This window comes from Paenibacillus sp. DMB5, from assembly GCF_001517085.1.
In the GTDB taxonomy this organism is placed as follows: Bacteria; Bacillota; Bacilli; order Paenibacillales; family Paenibacillaceae; genus Paenibacillus_AQ.
The window spans coordinates 1-22,259 of record NZ_LRAC01000006.1 but is presented as its reverse complement, the minus strand read 5'-3'; the positions used below and the strand labels follow the sequence as shown (position 1 = coordinate 22,259).

30 protein-coding genes are annotated in these 22,259 nt (G+C 47.1%); 13 read left to right on the top strand and 17 right to left on the bottom strand.

Annotated features, from left to right (window positions below):
- Window positions 1-826: 826 nt before the first annotated feature.
- From AWJ19_RS01305 to AWJ19_RS01285, 5 genes are all read right to left on the bottom strand, one after another.
- On the bottom strand, window positions 827-1,015 hold the full coding sequence (locus AWJ19_RS01305; RefSeq protein WP_068720854.1) for a hypothetical protein: 189 nt from the start codon (window positions 1,013-1,015) through the stop codon (window positions 827-829).
- A gap of 38 nt (window positions 1,016-1,053) precedes the next feature.
- Window positions 1,054-1,479: a helix-turn-helix domain-containing protein gene (locus AWJ19_RS01300; protein ID WP_068720852.1), complete on the bottom strand. Its 426-nt coding sequence runs from the start codon at window positions 1,477-1,479 to the stop codon at window positions 1,054-1,056.
- Entirely contained in the window at window positions 1,472-1,678 is a 207-nt protein-coding gene (locus AWJ19_RS01295; protein WP_068720850.1) for a hypothetical protein, read from the bottom strand. The genes AWJ19_RS01300 and AWJ19_RS01295 overlap by 8 nt, the downstream gene beginning before the upstream one ends.
- 591 nt (window positions 1,679-2,269) lie before the next feature.
- Window positions 2,270-2,851 (bottom strand): MerR family transcriptional regulator, encoded by a 582-nt coding sequence (locus tag AWJ19_RS01290; protein ID WP_068720848.1) that lies wholly within the window; start codon window positions 2,849-2,851, stop codon window positions 2,270-2,272.
- 142 nt (window positions 2,852-2,993) lie between these two features.
- Window positions 2,994-3,230 (bottom strand): type II toxin-antitoxin system HicB family antitoxin, encoded by a 237-nt coding sequence (locus AWJ19_RS01285; RefSeq protein WP_068720846.1) that lies wholly within the window; start codon window positions 3,228-3,230, stop codon window positions 2,994-2,996.
- Between the two features lie 1,362 nt (window positions 3,231-4,592).
- Between AWJ19_RS01285 and AWJ19_RS01280 the strand changes: the two genes are divergently transcribed.
- From AWJ19_RS01280 to AWJ19_RS01260, 5 genes are all read left to right on the top strand, one after another.
- Window positions 4,593-4,880 (top strand): helix-turn-helix transcriptional regulator, encoded by a 288-nt coding sequence (locus AWJ19_RS01280; protein ID WP_068720845.1) that lies wholly within the window; start codon window positions 4,593-4,595, stop codon window positions 4,878-4,880.
- A complete protein-coding gene (locus AWJ19_RS01275) occupies window positions 4,852-5,298 on the top strand; it encodes a phBC6A51 family helix-turn-helix protein (RefSeq protein WP_068720843.1) in 447 nt (148 codons plus the stop codon). Before AWJ19_RS01280 ends, AWJ19_RS01275 begins: the two co-directional genes overlap by 29 nt.
- On the top strand, window positions 5,295-5,921 hold the full coding sequence (locus AWJ19_RS01270) for a hypothetical protein (RefSeq protein ID WP_068720864.1): 627 nt from the start codon (window positions 5,295-5,297) through the stop codon (window positions 5,919-5,921). Before AWJ19_RS01275 ends, AWJ19_RS01270 begins: the two co-directional genes overlap by 4 nt.
- Complete coding sequence (locus tag AWJ19_RS01265) at window positions 5,921-6,229, top strand: hypothetical protein (protein WP_068720862.1); 309 nt, start codon at window positions 5,921-5,923, stop codon at window positions 6,227-6,229. The genes AWJ19_RS01270 and AWJ19_RS01265 overlap by 1 nt, the downstream gene beginning before the upstream one ends.
- A 348-nt stretch (window positions 6,230-6,577) precedes the next feature.
- The gene (locus AWJ19_RS01260; RefSeq protein WP_128083469.1) at window positions 6,578-6,904 is read left to right on the top strand and encodes a hypothetical protein; all 327 of its coding nucleotides are present in this window, start codon (window positions 6,578-6,580) and stop codon (window positions 6,902-6,904) included.
- Between the two features lie 502 nt (window positions 6,905-7,406).
- Here AWJ19_RS01260 and AWJ19_RS01255 read toward each other — a convergent pair.
- The 6 genes from AWJ19_RS01255 to AWJ19_RS01225 form a co-directional block, all read right to left on the bottom strand.
- Window positions 7,407-8,063: a recombinase family protein gene (locus AWJ19_RS01255; RefSeq protein ID WP_068720858.1), complete on the bottom strand. Its 657-nt coding sequence runs from the start codon at window positions 8,061-8,063 to the stop codon at window positions 7,407-7,409.
- Window positions 8,064-9,200: 1,137 nt separating this feature from the next.
- Window positions 9,201-9,389 carry a hypothetical protein gene (locus tag AWJ19_RS01245; protein ID WP_068720854.1) on the bottom strand — a complete coding sequence of 63 codons (189 nt, stop codon included), beginning with the start codon at window positions 9,387-9,389 and terminating at the stop codon, window positions 9,201-9,203.
- A 38-nt stretch (window positions 9,390-9,427) separates the two neighbouring features.
- Window positions 9,428-9,853, bottom strand: a complete 426-nt coding sequence (locus AWJ19_RS01240; RefSeq protein WP_068720852.1) for a helix-turn-helix domain-containing protein — start codon at window positions 9,851-9,853, stop codon at window positions 9,428-9,430.
- Complete coding sequence (locus AWJ19_RS01235; RefSeq protein ID WP_068720850.1) at window positions 9,846-10,052, bottom strand: hypothetical protein; 207 nt, start codon at window positions 10,050-10,052, stop codon at window positions 9,846-9,848. Before AWJ19_RS01235 ends, AWJ19_RS01240 begins: the two co-directional genes overlap by 8 nt.
- Window positions 10,053-10,643: 591 nt before the next feature.
- Window positions 10,644-11,225, bottom strand: coding sequence for a MerR family transcriptional regulator (locus AWJ19_RS01230; RefSeq protein WP_068720848.1), 582 nt, complete (start codon window positions 11,223-11,225; stop codon window positions 10,644-10,646).
- Between the two features lie 142 nt (window positions 11,226-11,367).
- Entirely contained in the window at window positions 11,368-11,604 is a 237-nt protein-coding gene (locus AWJ19_RS01225; RefSeq protein ID WP_068720846.1) for a type II toxin-antitoxin system HicB family antitoxin, read from the bottom strand.
- Window positions 11,605-12,966: 1,362 nt separating this feature from the next.
- Between AWJ19_RS01225 and AWJ19_RS01220 the strand changes: the two genes are divergently transcribed.
- The 5 genes from AWJ19_RS01220 (at window position 12,967) to AWJ19_RS01200 (ending at window position 15,278) form a co-directional block, all read left to right on the top strand.
- Window positions 12,967-13,254, top strand: a complete 288-nt coding sequence (locus AWJ19_RS01220; RefSeq protein ID WP_068720845.1) for a helix-turn-helix transcriptional regulator — start codon at window positions 12,967-12,969, stop codon at window positions 13,252-13,254.
- A complete protein-coding gene (locus tag AWJ19_RS01215) occupies window positions 13,226-13,672 on the top strand; it encodes a phBC6A51 family helix-turn-helix protein (RefSeq protein ID WP_068720843.1) in 447 nt (148 codons plus the stop codon). Before AWJ19_RS01220 ends, AWJ19_RS01215 begins: the two co-directional genes overlap by 29 nt.
- A complete protein-coding gene (locus AWJ19_RS01210; RefSeq protein ID WP_068720864.1) occupies window positions 13,669-14,295 on the top strand; it encodes a hypothetical protein in 627 nt (208 codons plus the stop codon). Before AWJ19_RS01215 ends, AWJ19_RS01210 begins: the two co-directional genes overlap by 4 nt.
- Window positions 14,295-14,603, top strand: coding sequence for a hypothetical protein (locus AWJ19_RS01205; RefSeq protein ID WP_068720862.1), 309 nt, complete (start codon window positions 14,295-14,297; stop codon window positions 14,601-14,603). Before AWJ19_RS01210 ends, AWJ19_RS01205 begins: the two co-directional genes overlap by 1 nt.
- Before the next feature lie 348 nt (window positions 14,604-14,951).
- A complete protein-coding gene (locus AWJ19_RS01200) occupies window positions 14,952-15,278 on the top strand; it encodes a hypothetical protein (RefSeq protein ID WP_128083469.1) in 327 nt (108 codons plus the stop codon).
- Window positions 15,279-15,778: 500 nt separating this feature from the next.
- On the opposite strand, the gene AWJ19_RS01195 is transcribed toward AWJ19_RS01200, so the two are convergent.
- The 6 genes from AWJ19_RS01195 to AWJ19_RS01165 form a co-directional block, all read right to left on the bottom strand.
- A complete protein-coding gene (locus AWJ19_RS01195; protein ID WP_068720858.1) occupies window positions 15,779-16,435 on the bottom strand; it encodes a recombinase family protein in 657 nt (218 codons plus the stop codon).
- Between the two features lie 1,138 nt (window positions 16,436-17,573).
- Window positions 17,574-17,762 carry a hypothetical protein gene (locus AWJ19_RS01185; RefSeq protein WP_068720854.1) on the bottom strand — a complete coding sequence of 63 codons (189 nt, stop codon included), beginning with the start codon at window positions 17,760-17,762 and terminating at the stop codon, window positions 17,574-17,576.
- 38 nt (window positions 17,763-17,800) lie between these two features.
- Window positions 17,801-18,226 (bottom strand): helix-turn-helix domain-containing protein, encoded by a 426-nt coding sequence (locus tag AWJ19_RS01180; protein ID WP_068720852.1) that lies wholly within the window; start codon window positions 18,224-18,226, stop codon window positions 17,801-17,803.
- A complete protein-coding gene (locus AWJ19_RS01175) occupies window positions 18,219-18,425 on the bottom strand; it encodes a hypothetical protein (RefSeq protein ID WP_068720850.1) in 207 nt (68 codons plus the stop codon). Before AWJ19_RS01175 ends, AWJ19_RS01180 begins: the two co-directional genes overlap by 8 nt.
- 591 nt (window positions 18,426-19,016) lie before the next feature.
- Window positions 19,017-19,598, bottom strand: a complete 582-nt coding sequence (locus AWJ19_RS01170; protein ID WP_068720848.1) for a MerR family transcriptional regulator — start codon at window positions 19,596-19,598, stop codon at window positions 19,017-19,019.
- A gap of 142 nt (window positions 19,599-19,740) precedes the next feature.
- Window positions 19,741-19,977: a type II toxin-antitoxin system HicB family antitoxin gene (locus AWJ19_RS01165; RefSeq protein WP_068720846.1), complete on the bottom strand. Its 237-nt coding sequence runs from the start codon at window positions 19,975-19,977 to the stop codon at window positions 19,741-19,743.
- Between the two features lie 1,362 nt (window positions 19,978-21,339).
- Here AWJ19_RS01165 and AWJ19_RS01160 point away from each other — a divergent pair.
- From AWJ19_RS01160 to AWJ19_RS01150, 3 genes are all read left to right on the top strand, one after another.
- Window positions 21,340-21,627 (top strand): helix-turn-helix transcriptional regulator, encoded by a 288-nt coding sequence (locus AWJ19_RS01160; protein WP_068720845.1) that lies wholly within the window; start codon window positions 21,340-21,342, stop codon window positions 21,625-21,627.
- Entirely contained in the window at window positions 21,599-22,045 is a 447-nt protein-coding gene (locus AWJ19_RS01155; RefSeq protein ID WP_068720843.1) for a phBC6A51 family helix-turn-helix protein, read from the top strand. Before AWJ19_RS01160 ends, AWJ19_RS01155 begins: the two co-directional genes overlap by 29 nt.
- The coding region (locus AWJ19_RS01150; RefSeq protein ID WP_157889915.1) for a hypothetical protein at window positions 22,042-22,259 on the top strand (218 nt) is incomplete at its 3' end. The genes AWJ19_RS01155 and AWJ19_RS01150, both read left to right, overlap by 4 nt.

Below are 22,259 nucleotides of genomic sequence, written 5' to 3'. Positions count from 1 at the left end.
AAAAAACTATAGAAAGTGGAGTAAATCTAGTAAAAAACGCTCGAAAATCTAGTATAATGACCACTTTTGGGCTAGATTTGGACTAGACACACTATCCGGCGCGTGATAACATGTTTCATACGGGCTATACTGATTATGTACTTCGGAAGCTCGTACGTATAAAAAGGTGTCATCAGGACAAACTGGGATTCATATATTGAATCATCTGTTTATAAAGAAATTATAAAAAAAGATCCCCTCTGAGGTGCGAACTCAGAAAAGGATCCATTAAGTTGTTATTTCTTCTTCTTAGTTAAATTAACGACCAGGCAGTGTATCAGCAAGGACACAACTGCCAGGGCTAAAGCGATAGTACCCCCGTACATGCTAAGCCCGAACACAGTAACAACAGTAAGATGATGGAGTCCGTAATAAACAAGATTTAACTCCATGAGTGCTGTTACCAAATGAATCAAGAAATGTTTCATTGTCATGGCGGTTCACCTGTTCCTTTCCCAATGCAGGGCGGACGTGGTAACAGCAGAGAATATTCGGTTTTCAGCTCCATTGATACTTAATTCTCCTTTCATTGTAATTGTATTTAAACAAGCCTTACCGAACGGCTTGGAAAGCGTATGCCCAAAAACTGGACACACTTAAATATAACATGTATTCAGGGCGCATATAATGGGTCTTTTTTCCTATTTATTTTTCTGCAAAAATCGACATACAAAATACCAAACACCCCCTATTTTTGATAAATAGAGGGTGTTTTTGTTTTTGCGCTGATGGCTGCCTCGTCGCCCTTATGCTGATAGGTTTACTGGGTAAATAAAGGGGGCCTCCTTTATTCATGTGTAACGGCTTCAATCTCGGCATACGGAATGTACATAATCCCGGTGGGCTGCCGCAGTGTTACCGTCAATTTCGTCAGCTTCTCGATCGTTCCCGTAACTCGTTCACCGTCGTCCGTTCGGATCGTAACGAGCTGCTGGGAGAGCTTGGCTTGTGCGATCATCGCCCATAGCGTTGTCATTTATCGTCTCCACGTTCACATTCTTTTTTTGTTTGTTACTATGCTTCTTTTACGGGTGTGTTCACTTCTTTAGGCGTATCTTTACTGTATGGTCTCAGAAAGGTATGTGCTTTGAATCGGTAGCCTGTTTGGACGCGTGCTACCAGTCCCTCGTCAGTAAGTTCTTTCATCCAAGCCTGAACTGTCCGCATCTTAGCACCAAAATGCTTTGCTATTGTATCTAAACCTACAGTTGTTTCCCCGCTTTTATTTTCGATATGAAACCCAAGAAACAAGTATAGCTTCAGTGCATTTCCTGACAGTCTATCCAAATAAGGCCGGAAGTCGGCTGAAAACACGGGGAAAAACCCCGTATTATCAGCTTTCATTTGATTTCGCCATTCCTCATGTTCTCTCCGAAACACATCCATTTGGTCTTCGTACTCGTGTCTCGGTTTAAAGGACTCCCCCACTTTTTTACTCATTGGAGGTCCGTCCCTTGCGACGCAGGGAAAAGCTGAAACCAAGCTTGTCTGCGCTTAAATCCAAGTGAAACCGAACTTCAAATTTTTGCAGAACCGCGTAAACAAGATAGCCAATTGCTGCTGGATACCCAAGTTGATTAGGAGACAACGTCCATGGTGTCCAATCGGTATTACTCACTGTCTGTAAAAAGTCTATCATTTATCCTCCTGGCTACACGAGGAGGCGGCAGATTGCCAATCGTTAAGCTTACCTGTTTGTAGTTTCCCCTGTTTTTATTGTTTTTTATTTGCATGTTTTATATAATGGGGTTAGATGTTTTACAACTGGTAAGTGCTGATTGGGGTGACGACGTTGCCTCGGTAGCACTTTTTTTTATGCCGCTTTGTTGCCGTCTATCCACATTTTACCTTGCCCCTGCCCAAAATGGCAAGGTTTTGTCCATGCCTAAATTCAGCGTACTCTTGATATTTATCTTTAATAATATAGTTATACTATAGTTATATATATTAACTATTATAGTACGCTGATTTACTGCATACTCTTTGATATAATATTATATTATTAAATATATTAAGCGCGTAGGCGCGCGCGCGCGTATGAGTATGGGCGCGGGAAGTAAAACCATCACCAACGCCTCTACATCGTCCCTGAGTGGCCTGTTTAGCCTTGTAATGAATTTAAATCGATAGTCGGTACTTTTGTTGGTCTAAAACAAAAAACGCCGTACAGGGGATTTTAGGACACTCTGACGACGTGATGGTTATTGCTTATTGAATTCACGCTGACTGATTACTTCCAGCGTCTCCACCATGGTTTATTAGCCTCGGCCTCCGCTCGTTCAGCCCGCTCCTGAGCAGCAGCAGCTTCCGCTTTCGTAGCGTCGAGCTGGCACTTCATTTCCTCAACCATCCGGTGCAGCTCTGCAACCTGATCGACCGTCTCCGAGATCCGTCCGTCCTGTTCGTCCAACCGTTCGGAATGTTCCTCGATCCGCGTCTCTATGCGGTTTATGCTTCCGTCCTGCTCTCCGATCTTAACGATGGCCTGTCCCATTGTCTGCATGACCGTCAGCAGCGTATCGCGCGAATCTGCTCCGGATAGAACGCGCTCCACGTCCTCGACCGCTTCCTCTACCGTGACTGGGAATCCCCTTTTAGAGAGCAGCTCCATGATCTGAACTTTCGACTGATCCAACTCTCGCAGCTCTCGGATCGCTTTCAGAACGTCCAGCGCCTCCGGCTTATAGTATGTAACGGCCCCATGCTTAACCGTCGGGATAAATACGTGAAATTCCGTCACCCAGTCCGCTATCGTGGATTTCGCCACGCCGACCGCTTCTACGAGATCCTTTTTTCTCAATAATCCATCCATCCGCTTTCTCCGTCCCCCTCCATCCCGACCGCCGACCGTCTTAACCATTGTCGGACGGATTCAGTATGTATATAGATTTATTCTCCGTCCTCACTCCGTCCCCTGCATACGCTCTCACTCTGAATGTGATAAATGAGCAGTTCTAACGTTTCGGCTCAGGGACAGGGAAACCCATTTCTAGCTTAGTCTCCAGCCAGTCGCGCTTTACCTCCTCCAAATCCGTGAGCAGCTGCTCGACGGTCGGTGCATCCGTATGGCATCCGTCAAGCTCCTCGAAACTCCCGAAGTAGTAGCCTTGGGGATAGTTCGGATCGTTGGTGACATACTGAAATCTATACGTGTAATTCAAACTCATATAATACTCAATATCCTTCTGCATAAGATAACCTCCTATAGTCCTCAGACGCTCTCAGAGGCGTTCTAAGGGATTATATGTAGTGGTCCTAATTTAACTACCACCAATTTCAAAACACAGCTGATAAGGGTATCCTAGCCCGTCTGACGATGTATTCATTCGGAATGGAGCCTTAAACACCTTCGATTTTTTATCTATCTCTATTTCAACGATTGTGGAATCCTACAACGTTCTACCAGGGGGAGCCCTCAACCCCGATCCTCTGCTATATAATCTCATCTCTTCTTAAGTCGTTTTCTCCTTATGTACTTAGTAACTATGTACGGTAAACTGCTTAAAAATCTCTTGACTTTAAGTTCTTAATCGACACGCTGGAATGGTTTGGCTTAGGCTCAGGAGACACAGAACACCCACCCGAGTCCACAGATGAATATAGCTATGGACTCGAGTGAGTGGTTGTTATGTACGCCGTGTAAGGTAGGATGAGTATCCGTCGCACCCATATCCAAACAAGAGACATATTACCGTCTCACGCTGCCTTTTGCTACATGAAGCCAATCCCATGTAATTGACAGCGCCCTCCCCATCTTACGATGGCTTGGCTACCTCCAGACCGATTTACGGCGTCCTCCCGTTAGTCTCACGAGCAGCGTGGATATGGTTACGCCTTACGCTCGTTACGCTGCCTTACCGCATCGGCGCAGCTCACCGTCACCAAGTTTTTAACGTCGTTGCTAGTGCTTTCCGACGTTGACGCTGCTTTAGATTCCTAAAAAGGCAATAAGAAATCAAGCCCACGGCATCCAATTTTTGAAAAAGGATCCGGAGCGCGCCGACTATTCAATTAGATATGTAGACGGCTAAGCCGTTAACAACAAATTAAAAAGCCCCCGATCTCCGCAAACTGGGAGAATCAGGGGCTATCTCGTCCGATATATAAAGTCTCTGTTATACCTTGATAAATAGACTATCGAGAGGGTATAATGAGGCTAAATAAGCTCATTGTGAGTGCGTGCCTGTTTTCTGTCCGTTCGCGCGGTACGAAAGCAGCTGAGGGATGGGGATCCCGAGCCGCCGAAAACAATTGGGCTTTATTTTTTTGTTTTGGAAGTTATTAGCTATGTAAATCTATCTAAGATCATACCATACGATTTGGTAGATTGAAAGATCTTTGTTTTCGCAAAAAGCCTGTAGTGGCGCGGCTTAGCGCTATCACGCTATTGAATAAATTTCTTTTTTGTCCCAGATTGTGAAACGATGGTGCAGCTAATCTATATATGACGAAAGATGTTTAGAGTCTCTCGTCTCCTGTTTTTGAGACGTTCTTGATTCCTCGCCGGAATCGGGGGCGTCTTTATTTATTTCCAAACAAAGAGGAGGCCGATCATGACATACACATTGACCCCCGACGCGCTCCGGATCGTCCGGAATGTTCGCAATCTAACACAGCAGCAACTCGCGGATCTTGTTACCGTTGACCGCTCGACAATCTCAAAAATAGAGGCCGGATCCCGATCCATTACGACAGAGGTCCGCAGCCGCTTAGAGCTGGCGCTCGACTGGAACGATACAAATTTACAGGGCGTTATCTCGACTGTTCAGCAATGGAAAGAGGCGAAGCATCGCCAAGAAAGAGAGGAAAACAATGACGAGAACAATCATAGTACACGGTGACGATGAATATTTCACACCTGACCAACTTATCGCAGCTGAGCTGCTTTCGCAGCCAGGAAGAAACGGCCTCACGATGGCGGAAGTCGCCCAGCGCGCGAACACGTCGGAGAGAAGTCTACAACGCTGGCGGCGTGATCCAAAGTTTGCGGAGTTTGTAAAGCGCAGAACTCTCGACAATACCACGGAGCATCTCGCAGACGTGCTTGGAGCACTGACTGAAGCCGCCAAGACAGCACGCAGCATGAAGGCAGTCGAGCTGTACCTACGGGCTACTGGCCTTCTCAATCAAGAGATAACGGTTAAGCCAGCGGATCCGGTCGAGGACAGATCTAATGCGGCTATCGAGGCTGAGATCGACCGTCTGCGGCGAGAACTAGGTGAAATTATTGATATTAACGAGGAGGAAATACAGAAATGAGAATTTGGGACTTGAAAGAAAAGTTTGATCGTCAAGACGAACAGTACAATGCCGTTGTCTCGCGTTACGAGGCTGCTGTCGTCGCCGCTGGAACGCAGCTGCAGGACTTGAAGGCACTGAAGGACGCTCTCATCCGGGACGAACTCCGGACGGGTACAGATCGGAGCAAAGAGAAGGCAAAGCTTGCCGTACAGATCGAAGTCGCTAAGAAGGCACTCGCAGACGCAGAACACGAACGAACTCACGCCTATGAGTACAGCCGTACTGCAGGCGACCGGATCTCCGTCCGTCAACTCGTCCTAGACTGGTCTGGAGATTACAGATCTGCTGTCCGTGCTGCTGAGCTGCAACCAATTATTAACCGGCTTATAGAAGCGCGCACGGCGTATTATAACGCGCTGCTCGACGTGAAAGAGCTGGAGTCCGATTATGAGCCAGCGTTCCGACAGCTTCGCGACATGGCGTATAACGATAATCGGAACCATCCTGGCGATCACCGTATGCCGCAGCCGGTCATACAAAACAGCGACATTCCCCAGATCACGGACGAGGATCTCATGATGATTGATAACTATCGCAAGCTACCAAACGGTATTAAGCGCACGGCTGGAGGTGCGAAATAATGGAGCAGCTGCAGATCACACATCTCCGAGAGATTCAAACAAAACTAGCGGACGACGCAGAGATCACGTCACAGGACGTTCAGGACATGGCGATGATCGTCCGGCTTTATCCGTCGATGGTTCATCGTTCTATGTTCGGACTCGTCTCCGGACGATATCAGGCACAGCAAGCAGCAGCAGAACCGGAGGAAACAACCGAACGCCCGACATCTGAGCAGCTGGAGGCAGCTCGTAAAGCAGCAGCGGCGAATCCAACGCCAAAGACCATAGCCGTATACGCAACGCTTAAACGACAGGCCGGGGAGTGATCCTCGGCTTTCTTTTTTGTCTGAGTTTCACAAGAACGCCGCCGCTCATGACAATCTCGATATTTAAACATGAATCGGCCCTGTTTTCCCGCTCCCTTATTCCTTTCTAGTCAGTGATGGTCTTTCGCTTCGCTCATTCACTACTTATATTCGCCGTTTTTCTGAATCTCACAAGTAACTGGATCAAAGAAATTTATGGAGGACATTATGAAAAAGCTAACACGACGACGGAGACCGAAACAGTCTCCAATAGAGCAACAACGTGAGAATAAACAGAAACGGATTGTCGCCATGTATCCAGCCGAACGCATTGAGAAAATCCTCCGGACTGAGGCTGAATGGAAAAATATGTCATACCGAGCGCAGGAGCGCCGGGAGATGAATCTCGCGGATGAGCTTCTCCGCTTTGATCCTGTTCGTCGCCTTATATACGGCGCAGCTTATCGCTGGACGAACGCCTATCAGGACAAGCGCCTGACGTTCGAGGACTTCCTGAGCGCGTTCTACGAAGCCGTATGGCGCGTGATCGATGCTTATACATGGGCGACGGACTTTTATCTGTATGAGACGATGAGCAGAGCTATACAGAAGCGCGGACTGTCCATCCTCCGAGCTACTGGAACGGACAAGCGGAGAGCGTTTCATGAGGCGCTACCGCTCGCCGACGAAATTTAACGTCGTGAACAATTCACCATCTTGATCCACTAAAGTCTCTTGTTGACTGCACACCTCCTAATGGTTATCGTTCGATATCACCGAAAAAGGAGAAGTGATTTTATGTACGCAAGATGTACAGTATGCGGAATATTAGGCGAGTGGGACAGGTCGATCAAAATGTATGCTTGTAAGGAAGGCCATGTGTTCCGAAAGCCGTGGGAGCCGCTGGCTGTGCCAGATAAACCTAAATCGTCAGATACGGGCAAGCCGCGTCATACCGTCCCATTGAATCTATCTCTGGATGGCGCAGGAGTGCCTTACAAGCTCGATCGATCTAAATCCAGTCTGTCACCAGATACGCCCATATCAAAAAGGTATCTGTATTAGCCGCCAGCTCCGCCAAATGCGTCGCTGTTTCGCAATTTTTCGGGAGGAGCTGCCGCCGTCTATCGGGCGATCCGATCCGATCCGCCGAAACACAAGGAAAGCGCCTCTCCAGACACCGCTGGGAGGCGCTTTTTTATTTCTTATCAGTGAGAGGGACATTCGTAAGATAAATACGGCCGCCTGCCTCTATCTTAGGCGTGTACTCTTTAACCCGCCGATAAAACGTGTTTGGCTTCATACCAAGCTGCTTCATCGCTTCGGTGGCGGTTATATTGCCTGACTTCCACTCGTCATATACCGCCCGGAAATCGTCCGTTATTTCCTGCTTAGGCCTTCCAAACTTCACGCCAGCGGCGACCGCGACAGCTATTCCCTCGGCTTGACGCTGCTTATTCTTTTTCCGTTCCTGTTCGGCAACGTATGAGAGCATCGAGAGGAATTGATCCTCCAGCAGCTTCCCGATATCTCCCATCGTCTTAAATTTCCGGGAGTCGAACAGAGTCTCGTTCTCCAGGACAACAATATCTGCCCCGACCTCACGGGTTATATACTTCCACTCACTGATGATACCGTCATAGTCACGCCCGAGCCTGTCTAGCGCGTCCAGATACAAAAGGTCTCCCTCACGGATCATGAGGCGGAGAGCCTGATACTTAGGACGATCAAAGTCCTTTCCGCTTGCCTTATCAACGAATATGTATCGCTCCTCGATGCCGAGCGCTCTCATCTTTATGAGCTGTCGTTCCGTGTTCTGTTCCTTAGTACTAACGCGTACATAACCGAGCTGCATCTGTGATCGTCTCTCTTTCGTATTCTTCATTTGTGTCAATAAGTATATCATAGTTTTGACATGTGTCAATAATATAAATAATAGTTTTTGACATGAGAAGAGACAGCCTTTTAGGAGTCTTTCAAAAGGTGTGCTTTATGACATAGCGATAAGAGGTCACGCGCCAGGGGGGGGGGGGCGTAGGAGTTCATCATCAAGCGTTTCAGAAATTTACGTGATAATTTTTACATTTCCGAAAAAGACATAAAATAATAACAATTTAACTAAGAGTAGGCGCCGGCGGATACGCTATTACTTACATCTCAGAAATCCAAAAAACTATAGAAAGTGGAGTAAATCTAGTAAAAACGCTCGAAAATCTAGTATAATGACCACTTTTGGGCTAGATTTGGACTAGACACACTATCCGGCGCGTGATAACATGTTTCATACGGGCTATACTGATTATGTACTTCGGAAGCTCGTACGTATAAAAAGGTGTCATCAGGACAAACTGGGATTCATATATTGAATCATCTGTTTATAAAGAAATTATAAAAAAAGATCCCCTCTGAGGTGCGAACTCAGAAAAGGATCCATTAAGTTGTTATTTCTTCTTCTTAGTTAAATTAACGACCAGGCAGTGTATCAGCAAGGACACAACTGCCAGGGCTAAAGCGATAGTACCCCCGTACATGCTAAGCCCGAACACAGTAACAACAGTAAGATGATGGAGTCCGTAATAAACAAGATTTAACTCCATGAGTGCTGTTACCAAATGAATCAAGAAATGTTTCATTGTCATGGCGGTTCACCTGTTCCTTTCCCAATGCAGGGCGGACGTGGTAACAGCAGAGAATATTCGGTTTTCAGCTCCATTGATACTTAATTCTCCTTTCATTGTAATTGTATTTAAACAAGCCTTACCGAACGGCTTGGAAAGCGTATGCCCAAAAACTGGACACACTTAAATATAACATGTATTCAGGGCGCATATAATGGGTCTTTTTTCCTATTTATTTTTCTGCAAAAATCGACATACAAAATACCAAACACCCCCTATTTTTGATAAATAGAGGGTGTTTTTGTTTTTGCGCTGATGGCTGCCTCGTCGCCCTTATGCTGATAGGTTTACTGGGTAAATAAAGGGGGCCTCCTTTATTCATGTGTAACGGCTTCAATCTCGGCATACGGAATGTACATAATCCCGGTGGGCTGCCGCAGTGTTACCGTCAATTTCGTCAGCTTCTCGATCGTTCCCGTAACTCGTTCACCGTCGTCCGTTCGGATCGTAACGAGCTGCTGGGAGAGCTTGGCTTGTGCGATCATCGCCCATAGCGTTGTCATTTATCGTCTCCACGTTCACATTCTTTTTTTGTTTGTTACTATGCTTCTTTTACGGGTGTGTTCACTTCTTTAGGCGTATCTTTACTGTATGGTCTCAGAAAGGTATGTGCTTTGAATCGGTAGCCTGTTTGGACGCGTGCTACCAGTCCCTCGTCAGTAAGTTCTTTCATCCAAGCCTGAACTGTCCGCATCTTAGCACCAAAATGCTTTGCTATTGTATCTAAACCTACAGTTGTTTCCCCGCTTTTATTTTCGATATGAAACCCAAGAAACAAGTATAGCTTCAGTGCATTTCCTGACAGTCTATCCAAATAAGGCCGGAAGTCGGCTGAAAACACGGGGAAAAACCCCGTATTATCAGCTTTCATTTGATTTCGCCATTCCTCATGTTCTCTCCGAAACACATCCATTTGGTCTTCGTACTCGTGTCTCGGTTTAAAGGACTCCCCCACTTTTTTACTCATTGGAGGTCCGTCCCTTGCGACGCAGGGAAAAGCTGAAACCAAGCTTGTCTGCGCTTAAATCCAAGTGAAACCGAACTTCAAATTTTTGCAGAACCGCGTAAACAAGATAGCCAATTGCTGCTGGATACCCAAGTTGATTAGGAGACAACGTCCATGGTGTCCAATCGGTATTACTCACTGTCTGTAAAAAGTCTATCATTTATCCTCCTGGCTACACGAGGAGGCGGCAGATTGCCAATCGTTAAGCTTACCTGTTTGTAGTTTCCCCTGTTTTTATTGTTTTTTATTTGCATGTTTTATATAATGGGGTTAGATGTTTTACAACTGGTAAGTGCTGATTGGGGTGACGACGTTGCCTCGGTAGCACTTTTTTTTATGCCGCTTTGTTGCCGTCTATCCACATTTTACCTTGCCCCTGCCCAAAATGGCAAGGTTTTGTCCATGCCTAAATTCAGCGTACTCTTGATATTTATCTTTAATAATATAGTTATACTATAGTTATATATATTAACTATTATAGTACGCTGATTTACTGCATACTCTTTGATATAATATTATATTATTAAATATATTAAGCGCGTAGGCGCGCGCGCGCGTATGAGTATGGGCGCGGGAAGTAAAACCATCACCAACGCCTCTACATCGTCCCTGAGTGGCCTGTTTAGCCTTGTAATGAATTTAAATCGATAGTCGGTACTTTTGTTGGTCTAAAACAAAAAACGCCGTACAGGGGATTTTAGGACACTCTGACGACGTGATGGTTATTGCTTATTGAATTCACGCTGACTGATTACTTCCAGCGTCTCCACCATGGTTTATTAGCCTCGGCCTCCGCTCGTTCAGCCCGCTCCTGAGCAGCAGCAGCTTCCGCTTTCGTAGCGTCGAGCTGGCACTTCATTTCCTCAACCATCCGGTGCAGCTCTGCAACCTGATCGACCGTCTCCGAGATCCGTCCGTCCTGTTCGTCCAACCGTTCGGAATGTTCCTCGATCCGCGTCTCTATGCGGTTTATGCTTCCGTCCTGCTCTCCGATCTTAACGATGGCCTGTCCCATTGTCTGCATGACCGTCAGCAGCGTATCGCGCGAATCTGCTCCGGATAGAACGCGCTCCACGTCCTCGACCGCTTCCTCTACCGTGACTGGGAATCCCCTTTTAGAGAGCAGCTCCATGATCTGAACTTTCGACTGATCCAACTCTCGCAGCTCTCGGATCGCTTTCAGAACGTCCAGCGCCTCCGGCTTATAGTATGTAACGGCCCCATGCTTAACCGTCGGGATAAATACGTGAAATTCCGTCACCCAGTCCGCTATCGTGGATTTCGCCACGCCGACCGCTTCTACGAGATCCTTTTTTCTCAATAATCCATCCATCCGCTTTCTCCGTCCCCCTCCATCCCGACCGCCGACCGTCTTAACCATTGTCGGACGGATTCAGTATGTATATAGATTTATTCTCCGTCCTCACTCCGTCCCCTGCATACGCTCTCACTCTGAATGTGATAAATGAGCAGTTCTAACGTTTCGGCTCAGGGACAGGGAAACCCATTTCTAGCTTAGTCTCCAGCCAGTCGCGCTTTACCTCCTCCAAATCCGTGAGCAGCTGCTCGACGGTCGGTGCATCCGTATGGCATCCGTCAAGCTCCTCGAAACTCCCGAAGTAGTAGCCTTGGGGATAGTTCGGATCGTTGGTGACATACTGAAATCTATACGTGTAATTCAAACTCATATAATACTCAATATCCTTCTGCATAAGATAACCTCCTATAGTCCTCAGACGCTCTCAGAGGCGTTCTAAGGGATTATATGTAGTGGTCCTAATTTAACTACCACCAATTTCAAAACACAGCTGATAAGGGTATCCTAGCCCGTCTGACGATGTATTCATTCGGAATGGAGCCTTAAACACCTTCGATTTTTTATCTATCTCTATTTCAACGATTGTGGAATCCTACAACGTTCTACCAGGGGGAGCCCTCAACCCCGATCCTCTGCTATATAATCTCATCTCTTCTTAAGTCGTTTTCTCCTTATGTACTTAGTAACTATGTACGGTAAACTGCTTAAAAATCTCTTGACTTTAAGTTCTTAATCGACACGCTGGAATGGTTTGGCTTAGGCTCAGGAGACACAGAACACCCACCCGAGTCCACAGATGAATATAGCTATGGACTCGAGTGAGTGGTTGTTATGTACGCCGTGTAAGGTAGGATGAGTATCCGTCGCACCCATATCCAAACAAGAGACATATTACCGTCTCACGCTGCCTTTTGCTACATGAAGCCAATCCCATGTAATTGACAGCGCCCTCCCCATCTTACGATGGCTTGGCTACCTCCAGACCGATTTACGGCGTCCTCCCGTTAGTCTCACGAGCAGCGTGGATATGGTTACGCCTTACGCTCGTTACGCTGCCTTACCGCATCGGCGCAGCTCACCGTCACCAAGTTTTTAACGTCGTTGCTAGTGCTTTCCGACGTTGACGCTGCTTTAGATTCCTAAAAAGGCAATAAGAAATCAAGCCCACGGCATCCAATTTTTGAAAAAGGATCCGGAGCGCGCCGACTATTCAATTAGATATGTAGACGGCTAAGCCGTTAACAACAAATTAAAAAGCCCCCGATCTCCGCAAACTGGGAGAATCAGGGGCTATCTCGTCCGATATATAAAGTCTCTGTTATACCTTGATAAATAGACTATCGAGAGGGTATAATGAGGCTAAATAAGCTCATTGTGAGTGCGTGCCTGTTTTCTGTCCGTTCGCGCGGTACGAAAGCAGCTGAGGGATGGGGATCCCGAGCCGCCGAAAACAATTGGGCTTTATTTTTTTGTTTTGGAAGTTATTAGCTATGTAAATCTATCTAAGATCATACCATACGATTTGGTAGATTGAAAGATCTTTGTTTTCGCAAAAAGCCTGTAGTGGCGCGGCTTAGCGCTATCACGCTATTGAATAAATTTCTTTTTTGTCCCAGATTGTGAAACGATGGTGCAGCTAATCTATATATGACGAAAGATGTTTAGAGTCTCTCGTCTCCTGTTTTTGAGACGTTCTTGATTCCTCGCCGGAATCGGGGGCGTCTTTATTTATTTCCAAACAAAGAGGAGGCCGATCATGACATACACATTGACCCCCGACGCGCTCCGGATCGTCCGGAATGTTCGCAATCTAACACAGCAGCAACTCGCGGATCTTGTTACCGTTGACCGCTCGACAATCTCAAAAATAGAGGCCGGATCCCGATCCATTACGACAGAGGTCCGCAGCCGCTTAGAGCTGGCGCTCGACTGGAACGATACAAATTTACAGGGCGTTATCTCGACTGTTCAGCAATGGAAAGAGGCGAAGCATCGCCAAGAAAGAGAGGAAAACAATGACGAGAACAATCATAGTACACGGTGACGATGAATATTTCACACCTGACCAACTTATCGCAGCTGAGCTGCTTTCGCAGCCAGGAAGAAACGGCCTCACGATGGCGGAAGTCGCCCAGCGCGCGAACACGTCGGAGAGAAGTCTACAACGCTGGCGGCGTGATCCAAAGTTTGCGGAGTTTGTAAAGCGCAGAACTCTCGACAATACCACGGAGCATCTCGCAGACGTGCTTGGAGCACTGACTGAAGCCGCCAAGACAGCACGCAGCATGAAGGCAGTCGAGCTGTACCTACGGGCTACTGGCCTTCTCAATCAAGAGATAACGGTTAAGCCAGCGGATCCGGTCGAGGACAGATCTAATGCGGCTATCGAGGCTGAGATCGACCGTCTGCGGCGAGAACTAGGTGAAATTATTGATATTAACGAGGAGGAAATACAGAAATGAGAATTTGGGACTTGAAAGAAAAGTTTGATCGTCAAGACGAACAGTACAATGCCGTTGTCTCGCGTTACGAGGCTGCTGTCGTCGCCGCTGGAACGCAGCTGCAGGACTTGAAGGCACTGAAGGACGCTCTCATCCGGGACGAACTCCGGACGGGTACAGATCGGAGCAAAGAGAAGGCAAAGCTTGCCGTACAGATCGAAGTCGCTAAGAAGGCACTCGCAGACGCAGAACACGAACGAACTCACGCCTATGAGTACAGCCGTACTGCAGGCGACCGGATCTCCGTCCGTCAACTCGTCCTAGACTGGTCTGGAGATTACAGATCTGCTGTCCGTGCTGCTGAGCTGCAACCAATTATTAACCGGCTTATAGAAGCGCGCACGGCGTATTATAACGCGCTGCTCGACGTGAAAGAGCTGGAGTCCGATTATGAGCCAGCGTTCCGACAGCTTCGCGACATGGCGTATAACGATAATCGGAACCATCCTGGCGATCACCGTATGCCGCAGCCGGTCATACAAAACAGCGACATTCCCCAGATCACGGACGAGGATCTCATGATGATTGATAACTATCGCAAGCTACCAAACGGTATTAAGCGCACGGCTGGAGGTGCGAAATAATGGAGCAGCTGCAGATCACACATCTCCGAGAGATTCAAACAAAACTAGCGGACGACGCAGAGATCACGTCACAGGACGTTCAGGACATGGCGATGATCGTCCGGCTTTATCCGTCGATGGTTCATCGTTCTATGTTCGGACTCGTCTCCGGACGATATCAGGCACAGCAAGCAGCAGCAGAACCGGAGGAAACAACCGAACGCCCGACATCTGAGCAGCTGGAGGCAGCTCGTAAAGCAGCAGCGGCGAATCCAACGCCAAAGACCATAGCCGTATACGCAACGCTTAAACGACAGGCCGGGGAGTGATCCTCGGCTTTCTTTTTTGTCTGAGTTTCACAAGAACGCCGCCGCTCATGACAATCTCGATATTTAAACATGAATCGGCCCTGTTTTCCCGCTCCCTTATTCCTTTCTAGTCAGTGATGGTCTTTCGCTTCGCTCATTCACTACTTATATTCGCCGTTTTTCTGAATCTCACAAGTAACTGGATCAAAGAAATTTATGGAGGACATTATGAAAAAGCTAACACGACGACGGAGACCGAAACAGTCTCCAATAGAGCAACAACGTGAGAATAAACAGAAACGGATTGTCGCCATGTATCCAGCCGAACGCATTGAGAAAATCCTCCGGACTGAGGCTGAATGGAAAAATATGTCATACCGAGCGCAGGAGCGCCGGGAGATGAATCTCGCGGATGAGCTTCTCCGCTTTGATCCTGTTCGTCGCCTTATATACGGCGCAGCTTATCGCTGGACGAACGCCTATCAGGACAAGCGCCTGACGTTCGAGGACTTCCTGAGCGCGTTCTACGAAGCCGTATGGCGCGTGATCGATGCTTATACATGGGCGACGGACTTTTATCTGTATGAGACGATGAGCAGAGCTATACAGAAGCGCGGACTGTCCATCCTCCGAGCTACTGGAACGGACAAGCGGAGAGCGTTTCATGAGGCGCTACCGCTCGCCGACGAAATTTAACGTCGTGAACAATTCACCATCTTGATCCACTAAAGTCTCTTGTTGACTGCACACCTCCTAATGGTTATCGTTCGATATCACCGAAAAAGGAGAAGTGATTTTATGTACGCAAGATGTACAGTATGCGGAATATTAGGCGAGTGGGACAGGTCGATCAAAATGTATGCTTGTAAGGAAGGCCATGTGTTCCGAAAGCCGTGGGAGCCGCTGGCTGTGCCAGATAAACCTAAATCGTCAGATACGGGCAAGCCGCGTCATACCGTCCCATTGAATCTATCTCTGGATGGCGCAGGAGTGCCTTACAAGCTCGATCGATCTAAATCCAGTCTGTCACCAGATACGCCCATATCAAAAAGGTATCTGTATTAGCCGCCAGCTCCGCCAAATGCGTCGCTGTTTCGCAATTTTTCGGGAGGAGCTGCCGCCGTCTATCGCGATCCGATCCGATCCGCCGAAACACAAGGAAAGCGCCTCTCCAGACACCGCTGGGAGGCGCTTTTTTATTTCTTATCAGTGAGAGGGACATTCGTAAGATAAATACGGCCGCCTGCCTCTATCTTAGGCGTGTACTCTTTAACCCGCCGATAAAACGTGTTTGGCTTCATACCAAGCTGCTTCATCGCTTCGGTGGCGGTTATATTGCCTGACTTCCACTCGTCATATACCGCCCGGAAATCGTCCGTTATTTCCTGCTTAGGCCTTCCAAACTTCACGCCAGCGGCGACCGCGACAGCTATTCCCTCGGCTTGACGCTGCTTATTCTTTTTCCGTTCCTGTTCGGCAACGTATGAGAGCATCGAGAGGAATTGATCCTCCAGCAGCTTCCCGATATCTCCCATCGTCTTAAATTTCCGGGAGTCGAACAGAGTCTCGTTCTCCAGGACAACAATATCTGCCCCGACCTCACGGGTTATATACTTCCACTCACTGATGATACCGTCATAGTCACGCCCGAGCCTGTCTAGCGCGTCCAGATACAAAAGGTCTCCCTCACGGATCATGAGGCGGAGAGCCTGATACTTAGGACGATCAAAGTCCTTTCCGCTTGCCTTATCAACGAATATGTATCGCTCCTCGATGCCGAGCGCTCTCATCTTTATGAGCTGTCGTTCCGTGTTCTGTTCCTTAGTACTAACGCGTACATAACCGAGCTGCATCTGTGATCGTCTCTCTTTCGTATTCTTCATTTGTGTCAATAAGTATATCATAGTTTTGACATGTGTCAATAATATAAATAATAGTTTTTGACATGAGAAGAGACAGCCTTTTAGGAGTCTTTCAAAAGGTGTGCTTTATGACATAGCGATAAGAGGTCACGCGCCAGGGGGGGGGGGCGTAGGAGTTCATCATCAAGCGTTTCAGAAATTTACGTGATAATTTTTACATTTCCGAAAAAGACATAAAATAATAACAATTTAACTAAGAGTAGGCGCCGGCGGATACGCTATTACTTACATCTCAGAAATCCAAAAAAACTATAGAAAGTGGAGTAAATCTAGTAAAAAACGCTCGAAAATCTAGTATAATGACCACTTTTGGGCTAGATTTGGACTAGACACACTATCCGGCGCGTGATAACATGTTTCATACGGGCTATACTGATTATGTACTTCGGAAGCTCGTACGTATAAAAAGGTGTCATCAGGACAAACTGGGATTCATATATTGAATCATCTGTTTATAAAGAAATTATAAAAAAAGATCCCCTCTGAGGTGCGAACTCAGAAAAGGATCCATTAAGTTGTTATTTCTTCTTCTTAGTTAAATTAACGACCAGGCAGTGTATCAGCAAGGACACAACTGCCAGGGCTAAAGCGATAGTACCCCCGTACATGCTAAGCCCGAACACAGTAACAACAGTAAGATGATGGAGTCCGTAATAAACAAGATTTAACTCCATGAGTGCTGTTACCAAATGAATCAAGAAATGTTTCATTGTCATGGCGGTTCACCTGTTCCTTTCCCAATGCAGGGCGGACGTGGTAACAGCAGAGAATATTCGGTTTTCAGCTCCATTGATACTTAATTCTCCTTTCATTGTAATTGTATTTAAACAAGCCTTACCGAACGGCTTGGAAAGCGTATGCCCAAAAACTGGACACACTTAAATATAACATGTATTCAGGGCGCATATAATGGGTCTTTTTTCCTATTTATTTTTCTGCAAAAATCGACATACAAAATACCAAACACCCCCTATTTTTGATAAATAGAGGGTGTTTTTGTTTTTGCGCTGATGGCTGCCTCGTCGCCCTTATGCTGATAGGTTTACTGGGTAAATAAAGGGGGCCTCCTTTATTCATGTGTAACGGCTTCAATCTCGGCATACGGAATGTACATAATCCCGGTGGGCTGCCGCAGTGTTACCGTCAATTTCGTCAGCTTCTCGATCGTTCCCGTAACTCGTTCACCGTCGTCCGTTCGGATCGTAACGAGCTGCTGGGAGAGCTTGGCTTGTGCGATCATCGCCCATAGCGTTGTCATTTATCGTCTCCACGTTCACATTCTTTTTTTGTTTGTTACTATGCTTCTTTTACGGGTGTGTTCACTTCTTTAGGCGTATCTTTACTGTATGGTCTCAGAAAGGTATGTGCTTTGAATCGGTAGCCTGTTTGGACGCGTGCTACCAGTCCCTCGTCAGTAAGTTCTTTCATCCAAGCCTGAACTGTCCGCATCTTAGCACCAAAATGCTTTGCTATTGTATCTAAACCTACAGTTGTTTCCCCGCTTTTATTTTCGATATGAAACCCAAGAAACAAGTATAGCTTCAGTGCATTTCCTGACAGTCTATCCAAATAAGGCCGGAAGTCGGCTGAAAACACGGGGAAAAACCCCGTATTATCAGCTTTCATTTGATTTCGCCATTCCTCATGTTCTCTCCGAAACACATCCATTTGGTCTTCGTACTCGTGTCTCGGTTTAAAGGACTCCCCCACTTTTTTACTCATTGGAGGTCCGTCCCTTGCGACGCAGGGAAAAGCTGAAACCAAGCTTGTCTGCGCTTAAATCCAAGTGAAACCGAACTTCAAATTTTTGCAGAACCGCGTAAACAAGATAGCCAATTGCTGCTGGATACCCAAGTTGATTAGGAGACAACGTCCATGGTGTCCAATCGGTATTACTCACTGTCTGTAAAAAGTCTATCATTTATCCTCCTGGCTACACGAGGAGGCGGCAGATTGCCAATCGTTAAGCTTACCTGTTTGTAGTTTCCCCTGTTTTTATTGTTTTTTATTTGCATGTTTTATATAATGGGGTTAGATGTTTTACAACTGGTAAGTGCTGATTGGGGTGACGACGTTGCCTCGGTAGCACTTTTTTTTATGCCGCTTTGTTGCCGTCTATCCACATTTTACCTTGCCCCTGCCCAAAATGGCAAGGTTTTGTCCATGCCTAAATTCAGCGTACTCTTGATATTTATCTTTAATAATATAGTTATACTATAGTTATATATATTAACTATTATAGTACGCTGATTTACTGCATACTCTTTGATATAATATTATATTATTAAATATATTAAGCGCGTAGGCGCGCGCGCGCGTATGAGTATGGGCGCGGGAAGTAAAACCATCACCAACGCCTCTACATCGTCCCTGAGTGGCCTGTTTAGCCTTGTAATGAATTTAAATCGATAGTCGGTACTTTTGTTGGTCTAAAACAAAAAACGCCGTACAGGGGATTTTAGGACACTCTGACGACGTGATGGTTATTGCTTATTGAATTCACGCTGACTGATTACTTCCAGCGTCTCCACCATGGTTTATTAGCCTCGGCCTCCGCTCGTTCAGCCCGCTCCTGAGCAGCAGCAGCTTCCGCTTTCGTAGCGTCGAGCTGGCACTTCATTTCCTCAACCATCCGGTGCAGCTCTGCAACCTGATCGACCGTCTCCGAGATCCGTCCGTCCTGTTCGTCCAACCGTTCGGAATGTTCCTCGATCCGCGTCTCTATGCGGTTTATGCTTCCGTCCTGCTCTCCGATCTTAACGATGGCCTGTCCCATTGTCTGCATGACCGTCAGCAGCGTATCGCGCGAATCTGCTCCGGATAGAACGCGCTCCACGTCCTCGACCGCTTCCTCTACCGTGACTGGGAATCCCCTTTTAGAGAGCAGCTCCATGATCTGAACTTTCGACTGATCCAACTCTCGCAGCTCTCGGATCGCTTTCAGAACGTCCAGCGCCTCCGGCTTATAGTATGTAACGGCCCCATGCTTAACCGTCGGGATAAATACGTGAAATTCCGTCACCCAGTCCGCTATCGTGGATTTCGCCACGCCGACCGCTTCTACGAGATCCTTTTTTCTCAATAATCCATCCATCCGCTTTCTCCGTCCCCCTCCATCCCGACCGCCGACCGTCTTAACCATTGTCGGACGGATTCAGTATGTATATAGATTTATTCTCCGTCCTCACTCCGTCCCCTGCATACGCTCTCACTCTGAATGTGATAAATGAGCAGTTCTAACGTTTCGGCTCAGGGACAGGGAAACCCATTTCTAGCTTAGTCTCCAGCCAGTCGCGCTTTACCTCCTCCAAATCCGTGAGCAGCTGCTCGACGGTCGGTGCATCCGTATGGCATCCGTCAAGCTCCTCGAAACTCCCGAAGTAGTAGCCTTGGGGATAGTTCGGATCGTTGGTGACATACTGAAATCTATACGTGTAATTCAAACTCATATAATACTCAATATCCTTCTGCATAAGATAACCTCCTATAGTCCTCAGACGCTCTCAGAGGCGTTCTAAGGGATTATATGTAGTGGTCCTAATTTAACTACCACCAATTTCAAAACACAGCTGATAAGGGTATCCTAGCCCGTCTGACGATGTATTCATTCGGAATGGAGCCTTAAACACCTTCGATTTTTTATCTATCTCTATTTCAACGATTGTGGAATCCTACAACGTTCTACCAGGGGGAGCCCTCAACCCCGATCCTCTGCTATATAATCTCATCTCTTCTTAAGTCGTTTTCTCCTTATGTACTTAGTAACTATGTACGGTAAACTGCTTAAAAATCTCTTGACTTTAAGTTCTTAATCGACACGCTGGAATGGTTTGGCTTAGGCTCAGGAGACACAGAACACCCACCCGAGTCCACAGATGAATATAGCTATGGACTCGAGTGAGTGGTTGTTATGTACGCCGTGTAAGGTAGGATGAGTATCCGTCGCACCCATATCCAAACAAGAGACATATTACCGTCTCACGCTGCCTTTTGCTACATGAAGCCAATCCCATGTAATTGACAGCGCCCTCCCCATCTTACGATGGCTTGGCTACCTCCAGACCGATTTACGGCGTCCTCCCGTTAGTCTCACGAGCAGCGTGGATATGGTTACGCCTTACGCTCGTTACGCTGCCTTACCGCATCGGCGCAGCTCACCGTCACCAAGTTTTTAACGTCGTTGCTAGTGCTTTCCGACGTTGACGCTGCTTTAGATTCCTAAAAAGGCAATAAGAAATCAAGCCCACGGCATCCAATTTTTGAAAAAGGATCCGGAGCGCGCCGACTATTCAATTAGATATGTAGACGGCTAAGCCGTTAACAACAAATTAAAAAGCCCCCGATCTCCGCAAACTGGGAGAATCAGGGGCTATCTCGTCCGATATATAAAGTCTCTGTTATACCTTGATAAATAGACTATCGAGAGGGTATAATGAGGCTAAATAAGCTCATTGTGAGTGCGTGCCTGTTTTCTGTCCGTTCGCGCGGTACGAAAGCAGCTGAGGGATGGGGATCCCGAGCCGCCGAAAACAATTGGGCTTTATTTTTTTGTTTTGGAAGTTATTAGCTATGTAAATCTATCTAAGATCATACCATACGATTTGGTAGATTGAAAGATCTTTGTTTTCGCAAAAAGCCTGTAGTGGCGCGGCTTAGCGCTATCACGCTATTGAATAAATTTCTTTTTTGTCCCAGATTGTGAAACGATGGTGCAGCTAATCTATATATGACGAAAGATGTTTAGAGTCTCTCGTCTCCTGTTTTTGAGACGTTCTTGATTCCTCGCCGGAATCGGGGGCGTCTTTATTTATTTCCAAACAAAGAGGAGGCCGATCATGACATACACATTGACCCCCGACGCGCTCCGGATCGTCCGGAATGTTCGCAATCTAACACAGCAGCAACTCGCGGATCTTGTTACCGTTGACCGCTCGACAATCTCAAAAATAGAGGCCGGATCCCGATCCATTACGACAGAGGTCCGCAGCCGCTTAGAGCTGGCGCTCGACTGGAACGATACAAATTTACAGGGCGTTATCTCGACTGTTCAGCAATGGAAAGAGGCGAAGCATCGCCAAGAAAGAGAGGAAAACAATGACGAGAACAATCATAGTACACGGTGACGATGAATATTTCACACCTGACCAACTTATCGCAGCTGAGCTGCTTTCGCAGCCAGGAAGAAACGGCCTCACGATGGCGGAAGTCGCCCAGCGCGCGAACACGTCGGAGAGAAGTCTACAACGCTGGCGGCGTGATCCAAAGTTTGCGGAGTTTGTAAAGCGCAGAACTCTCGACAATACCACGGAGCATCTCGCAGACGTGCTTGGAGCACTGACTGAAGCCGCCAAGACAGCACGCAGCATGAAGGCAGTCGAGCTGTACCTACGGGCTACTGGCCTTCTCAATCAAGAGATAACGGTTAAGCCAGCGGATCCGGTCGAGGACAGATCTAATGCGGCTATCGAGGCTGAGATCGACCGTCTGCGGCGAGAACTAGGTGAAATTATTGATATTAACGAGGAGGAAATACAGAAATGAGAATTTGGGACTTGAAAGAAAAGTTTGATCGTCAAGACGAACAGTACAATGCCGTTGTCTCGCGTTACGAGGCTGCTGTCGTCGCCGCTGGAACGCAGCTGCAGGACTTGAAGGCACTGAAGGACGCTCTCATCCGGGACGAACTCCGGACGGGTACAGATCGGAGCAAAGAGAAGGCAAAGCTTGCCGTACAGATCGAAGTCGCTAAGAAGGC

Bases quoted from the DNA above. Each gene is read 5' to 3' on its own strand.
- AWJ19_RS01215 (WP_068720843.1), top strand. From the start codon at position 13,226: ATGACGAGAACAATCATAGTACACGGTGACGATGAATATTTCACACCT.
- AWJ19_RS01230 (WP_068720848.1), bottom strand. From the start codon at position 11,225: ATGGATGGATTATTGAGAAAAAAGGATCTCGTAGAAGCGGTCGGCGTG.
- AWJ19_RS01265 (WP_068720862.1), top strand. From the start codon at position 5,921: ATGGAGCAGCTGCAGATCACACATCTCCGAGAGATTCAAACAAAACTA.
- AWJ19_RS01185 (WP_068720854.1), bottom strand. From the start codon at position 17,762: ATGACAACGCTATGGGCGATGATCGCACAAGCCAAGCTCTCCCAGCAG.
- AWJ19_RS01170 (WP_068720848.1), bottom strand. From the start codon at position 19,598: ATGGATGGATTATTGAGAAAAAAGGATCTCGTAGAAGCGGTCGGCGTG.
- AWJ19_RS01275 (WP_068720843.1), top strand. From the start codon at position 4,852: ATGACGAGAACAATCATAGTACACGGTGACGATGAATATTTCACACCT.
- AWJ19_RS01255 (WP_068720858.1), bottom strand. From the start codon at position 8,063: ATGCAGCTCGGTTATGTACGCGTTAGTACTAAGGAACAGAACACGGAA.
- AWJ19_RS01175 (WP_068720850.1), bottom strand. From the start codon at position 18,425: ATGATAGACTTTTTACAGACAGTGAGTAATACCGATTGGACACCATGG.
- AWJ19_RS01155 (WP_068720843.1), top strand. From the start codon at position 21,599: ATGACGAGAACAATCATAGTACACGGTGACGATGAATATTTCACACCT.
- AWJ19_RS01235 (WP_068720850.1), bottom strand. From the start codon at position 10,052: ATGATAGACTTTTTACAGACAGTGAGTAATACCGATTGGACACCATGG.
- AWJ19_RS01180 (WP_068720852.1), bottom strand. From the start codon at position 18,226: ATGAGTAAAAAAGTGGGGGAGTCCTTTAAACCGAGACACGAGTACGAA.
- AWJ19_RS01205 (WP_068720862.1), top strand. From the start codon at position 14,295: ATGGAGCAGCTGCAGATCACACATCTCCGAGAGATTCAAACAAAACTA.
- AWJ19_RS01260 (WP_128083469.1), top strand. From the start codon at position 6,578: ATGTCATACCGAGCGCAGGAGCGCCGGGAGATGAATCTCGCGGATGAG.
- AWJ19_RS01245 (WP_068720854.1), bottom strand. From the start codon at position 9,389: ATGACAACGCTATGGGCGATGATCGCACAAGCCAAGCTCTCCCAGCAG.
- AWJ19_RS01200 (WP_128083469.1), top strand. From the start codon at position 14,952: ATGTCATACCGAGCGCAGGAGCGCCGGGAGATGAATCTCGCGGATGAG.
- AWJ19_RS01225 (WP_068720846.1), bottom strand. From the start codon at position 11,604: ATGCAGAAGGATATTGAGTATTATATGAGTTTGAATTACACGTATAGA.
- AWJ19_RS01280 (WP_068720845.1), top strand. From the start codon at position 4,593: ATGACATACACATTGACCCCCGACGCGCTCCGGATCGTCCGGAATGTT.
- AWJ19_RS01300 (WP_068720852.1), bottom strand. From the start codon at position 1,479: ATGAGTAAAAAAGTGGGGGAGTCCTTTAAACCGAGACACGAGTACGAA.
- AWJ19_RS01165 (WP_068720846.1), bottom strand. From the start codon at position 19,977: ATGCAGAAGGATATTGAGTATTATATGAGTTTGAATTACACGTATAGA.
- AWJ19_RS01210 (WP_068720864.1), top strand. From the start codon at position 13,669: ATGAGAATTTGGGACTTGAAAGAAAAGTTTGATCGTCAAGACGAACAG.
- AWJ19_RS01285 (WP_068720846.1), bottom strand. From the start codon at position 3,230: ATGCAGAAGGATATTGAGTATTATATGAGTTTGAATTACACGTATAGA.
- AWJ19_RS01270 (WP_068720864.1), top strand. From the start codon at position 5,295: ATGAGAATTTGGGACTTGAAAGAAAAGTTTGATCGTCAAGACGAACAG.
- AWJ19_RS01195 (WP_068720858.1), bottom strand. From the start codon at position 16,435: ATGCAGCTCGGTTATGTACGCGTTAGTACTAAGGAACAGAACACGGAA.
- AWJ19_RS01160 (WP_068720845.1), top strand. From the start codon at position 21,340: ATGACATACACATTGACCCCCGACGCGCTCCGGATCGTCCGGAATGTT.
- AWJ19_RS01290 (WP_068720848.1), bottom strand. From the start codon at position 2,851: ATGGATGGATTATTGAGAAAAAAGGATCTCGTAGAAGCGGTCGGCGTG.
- AWJ19_RS01305 (WP_068720854.1), bottom strand. From the start codon at position 1,015: ATGACAACGCTATGGGCGATGATCGCACAAGCCAAGCTCTCCCAGCAG.
- AWJ19_RS01240 (WP_068720852.1), bottom strand. From the start codon at position 9,853: ATGAGTAAAAAAGTGGGGGAGTCCTTTAAACCGAGACACGAGTACGAA.
- AWJ19_RS01220 (WP_068720845.1), top strand. From the start codon at position 12,967: ATGACATACACATTGACCCCCGACGCGCTCCGGATCGTCCGGAATGTT.
- AWJ19_RS01295 (WP_068720850.1), bottom strand. From the start codon at position 1,678: ATGATAGACTTTTTACAGACAGTGAGTAATACCGATTGGACACCATGG.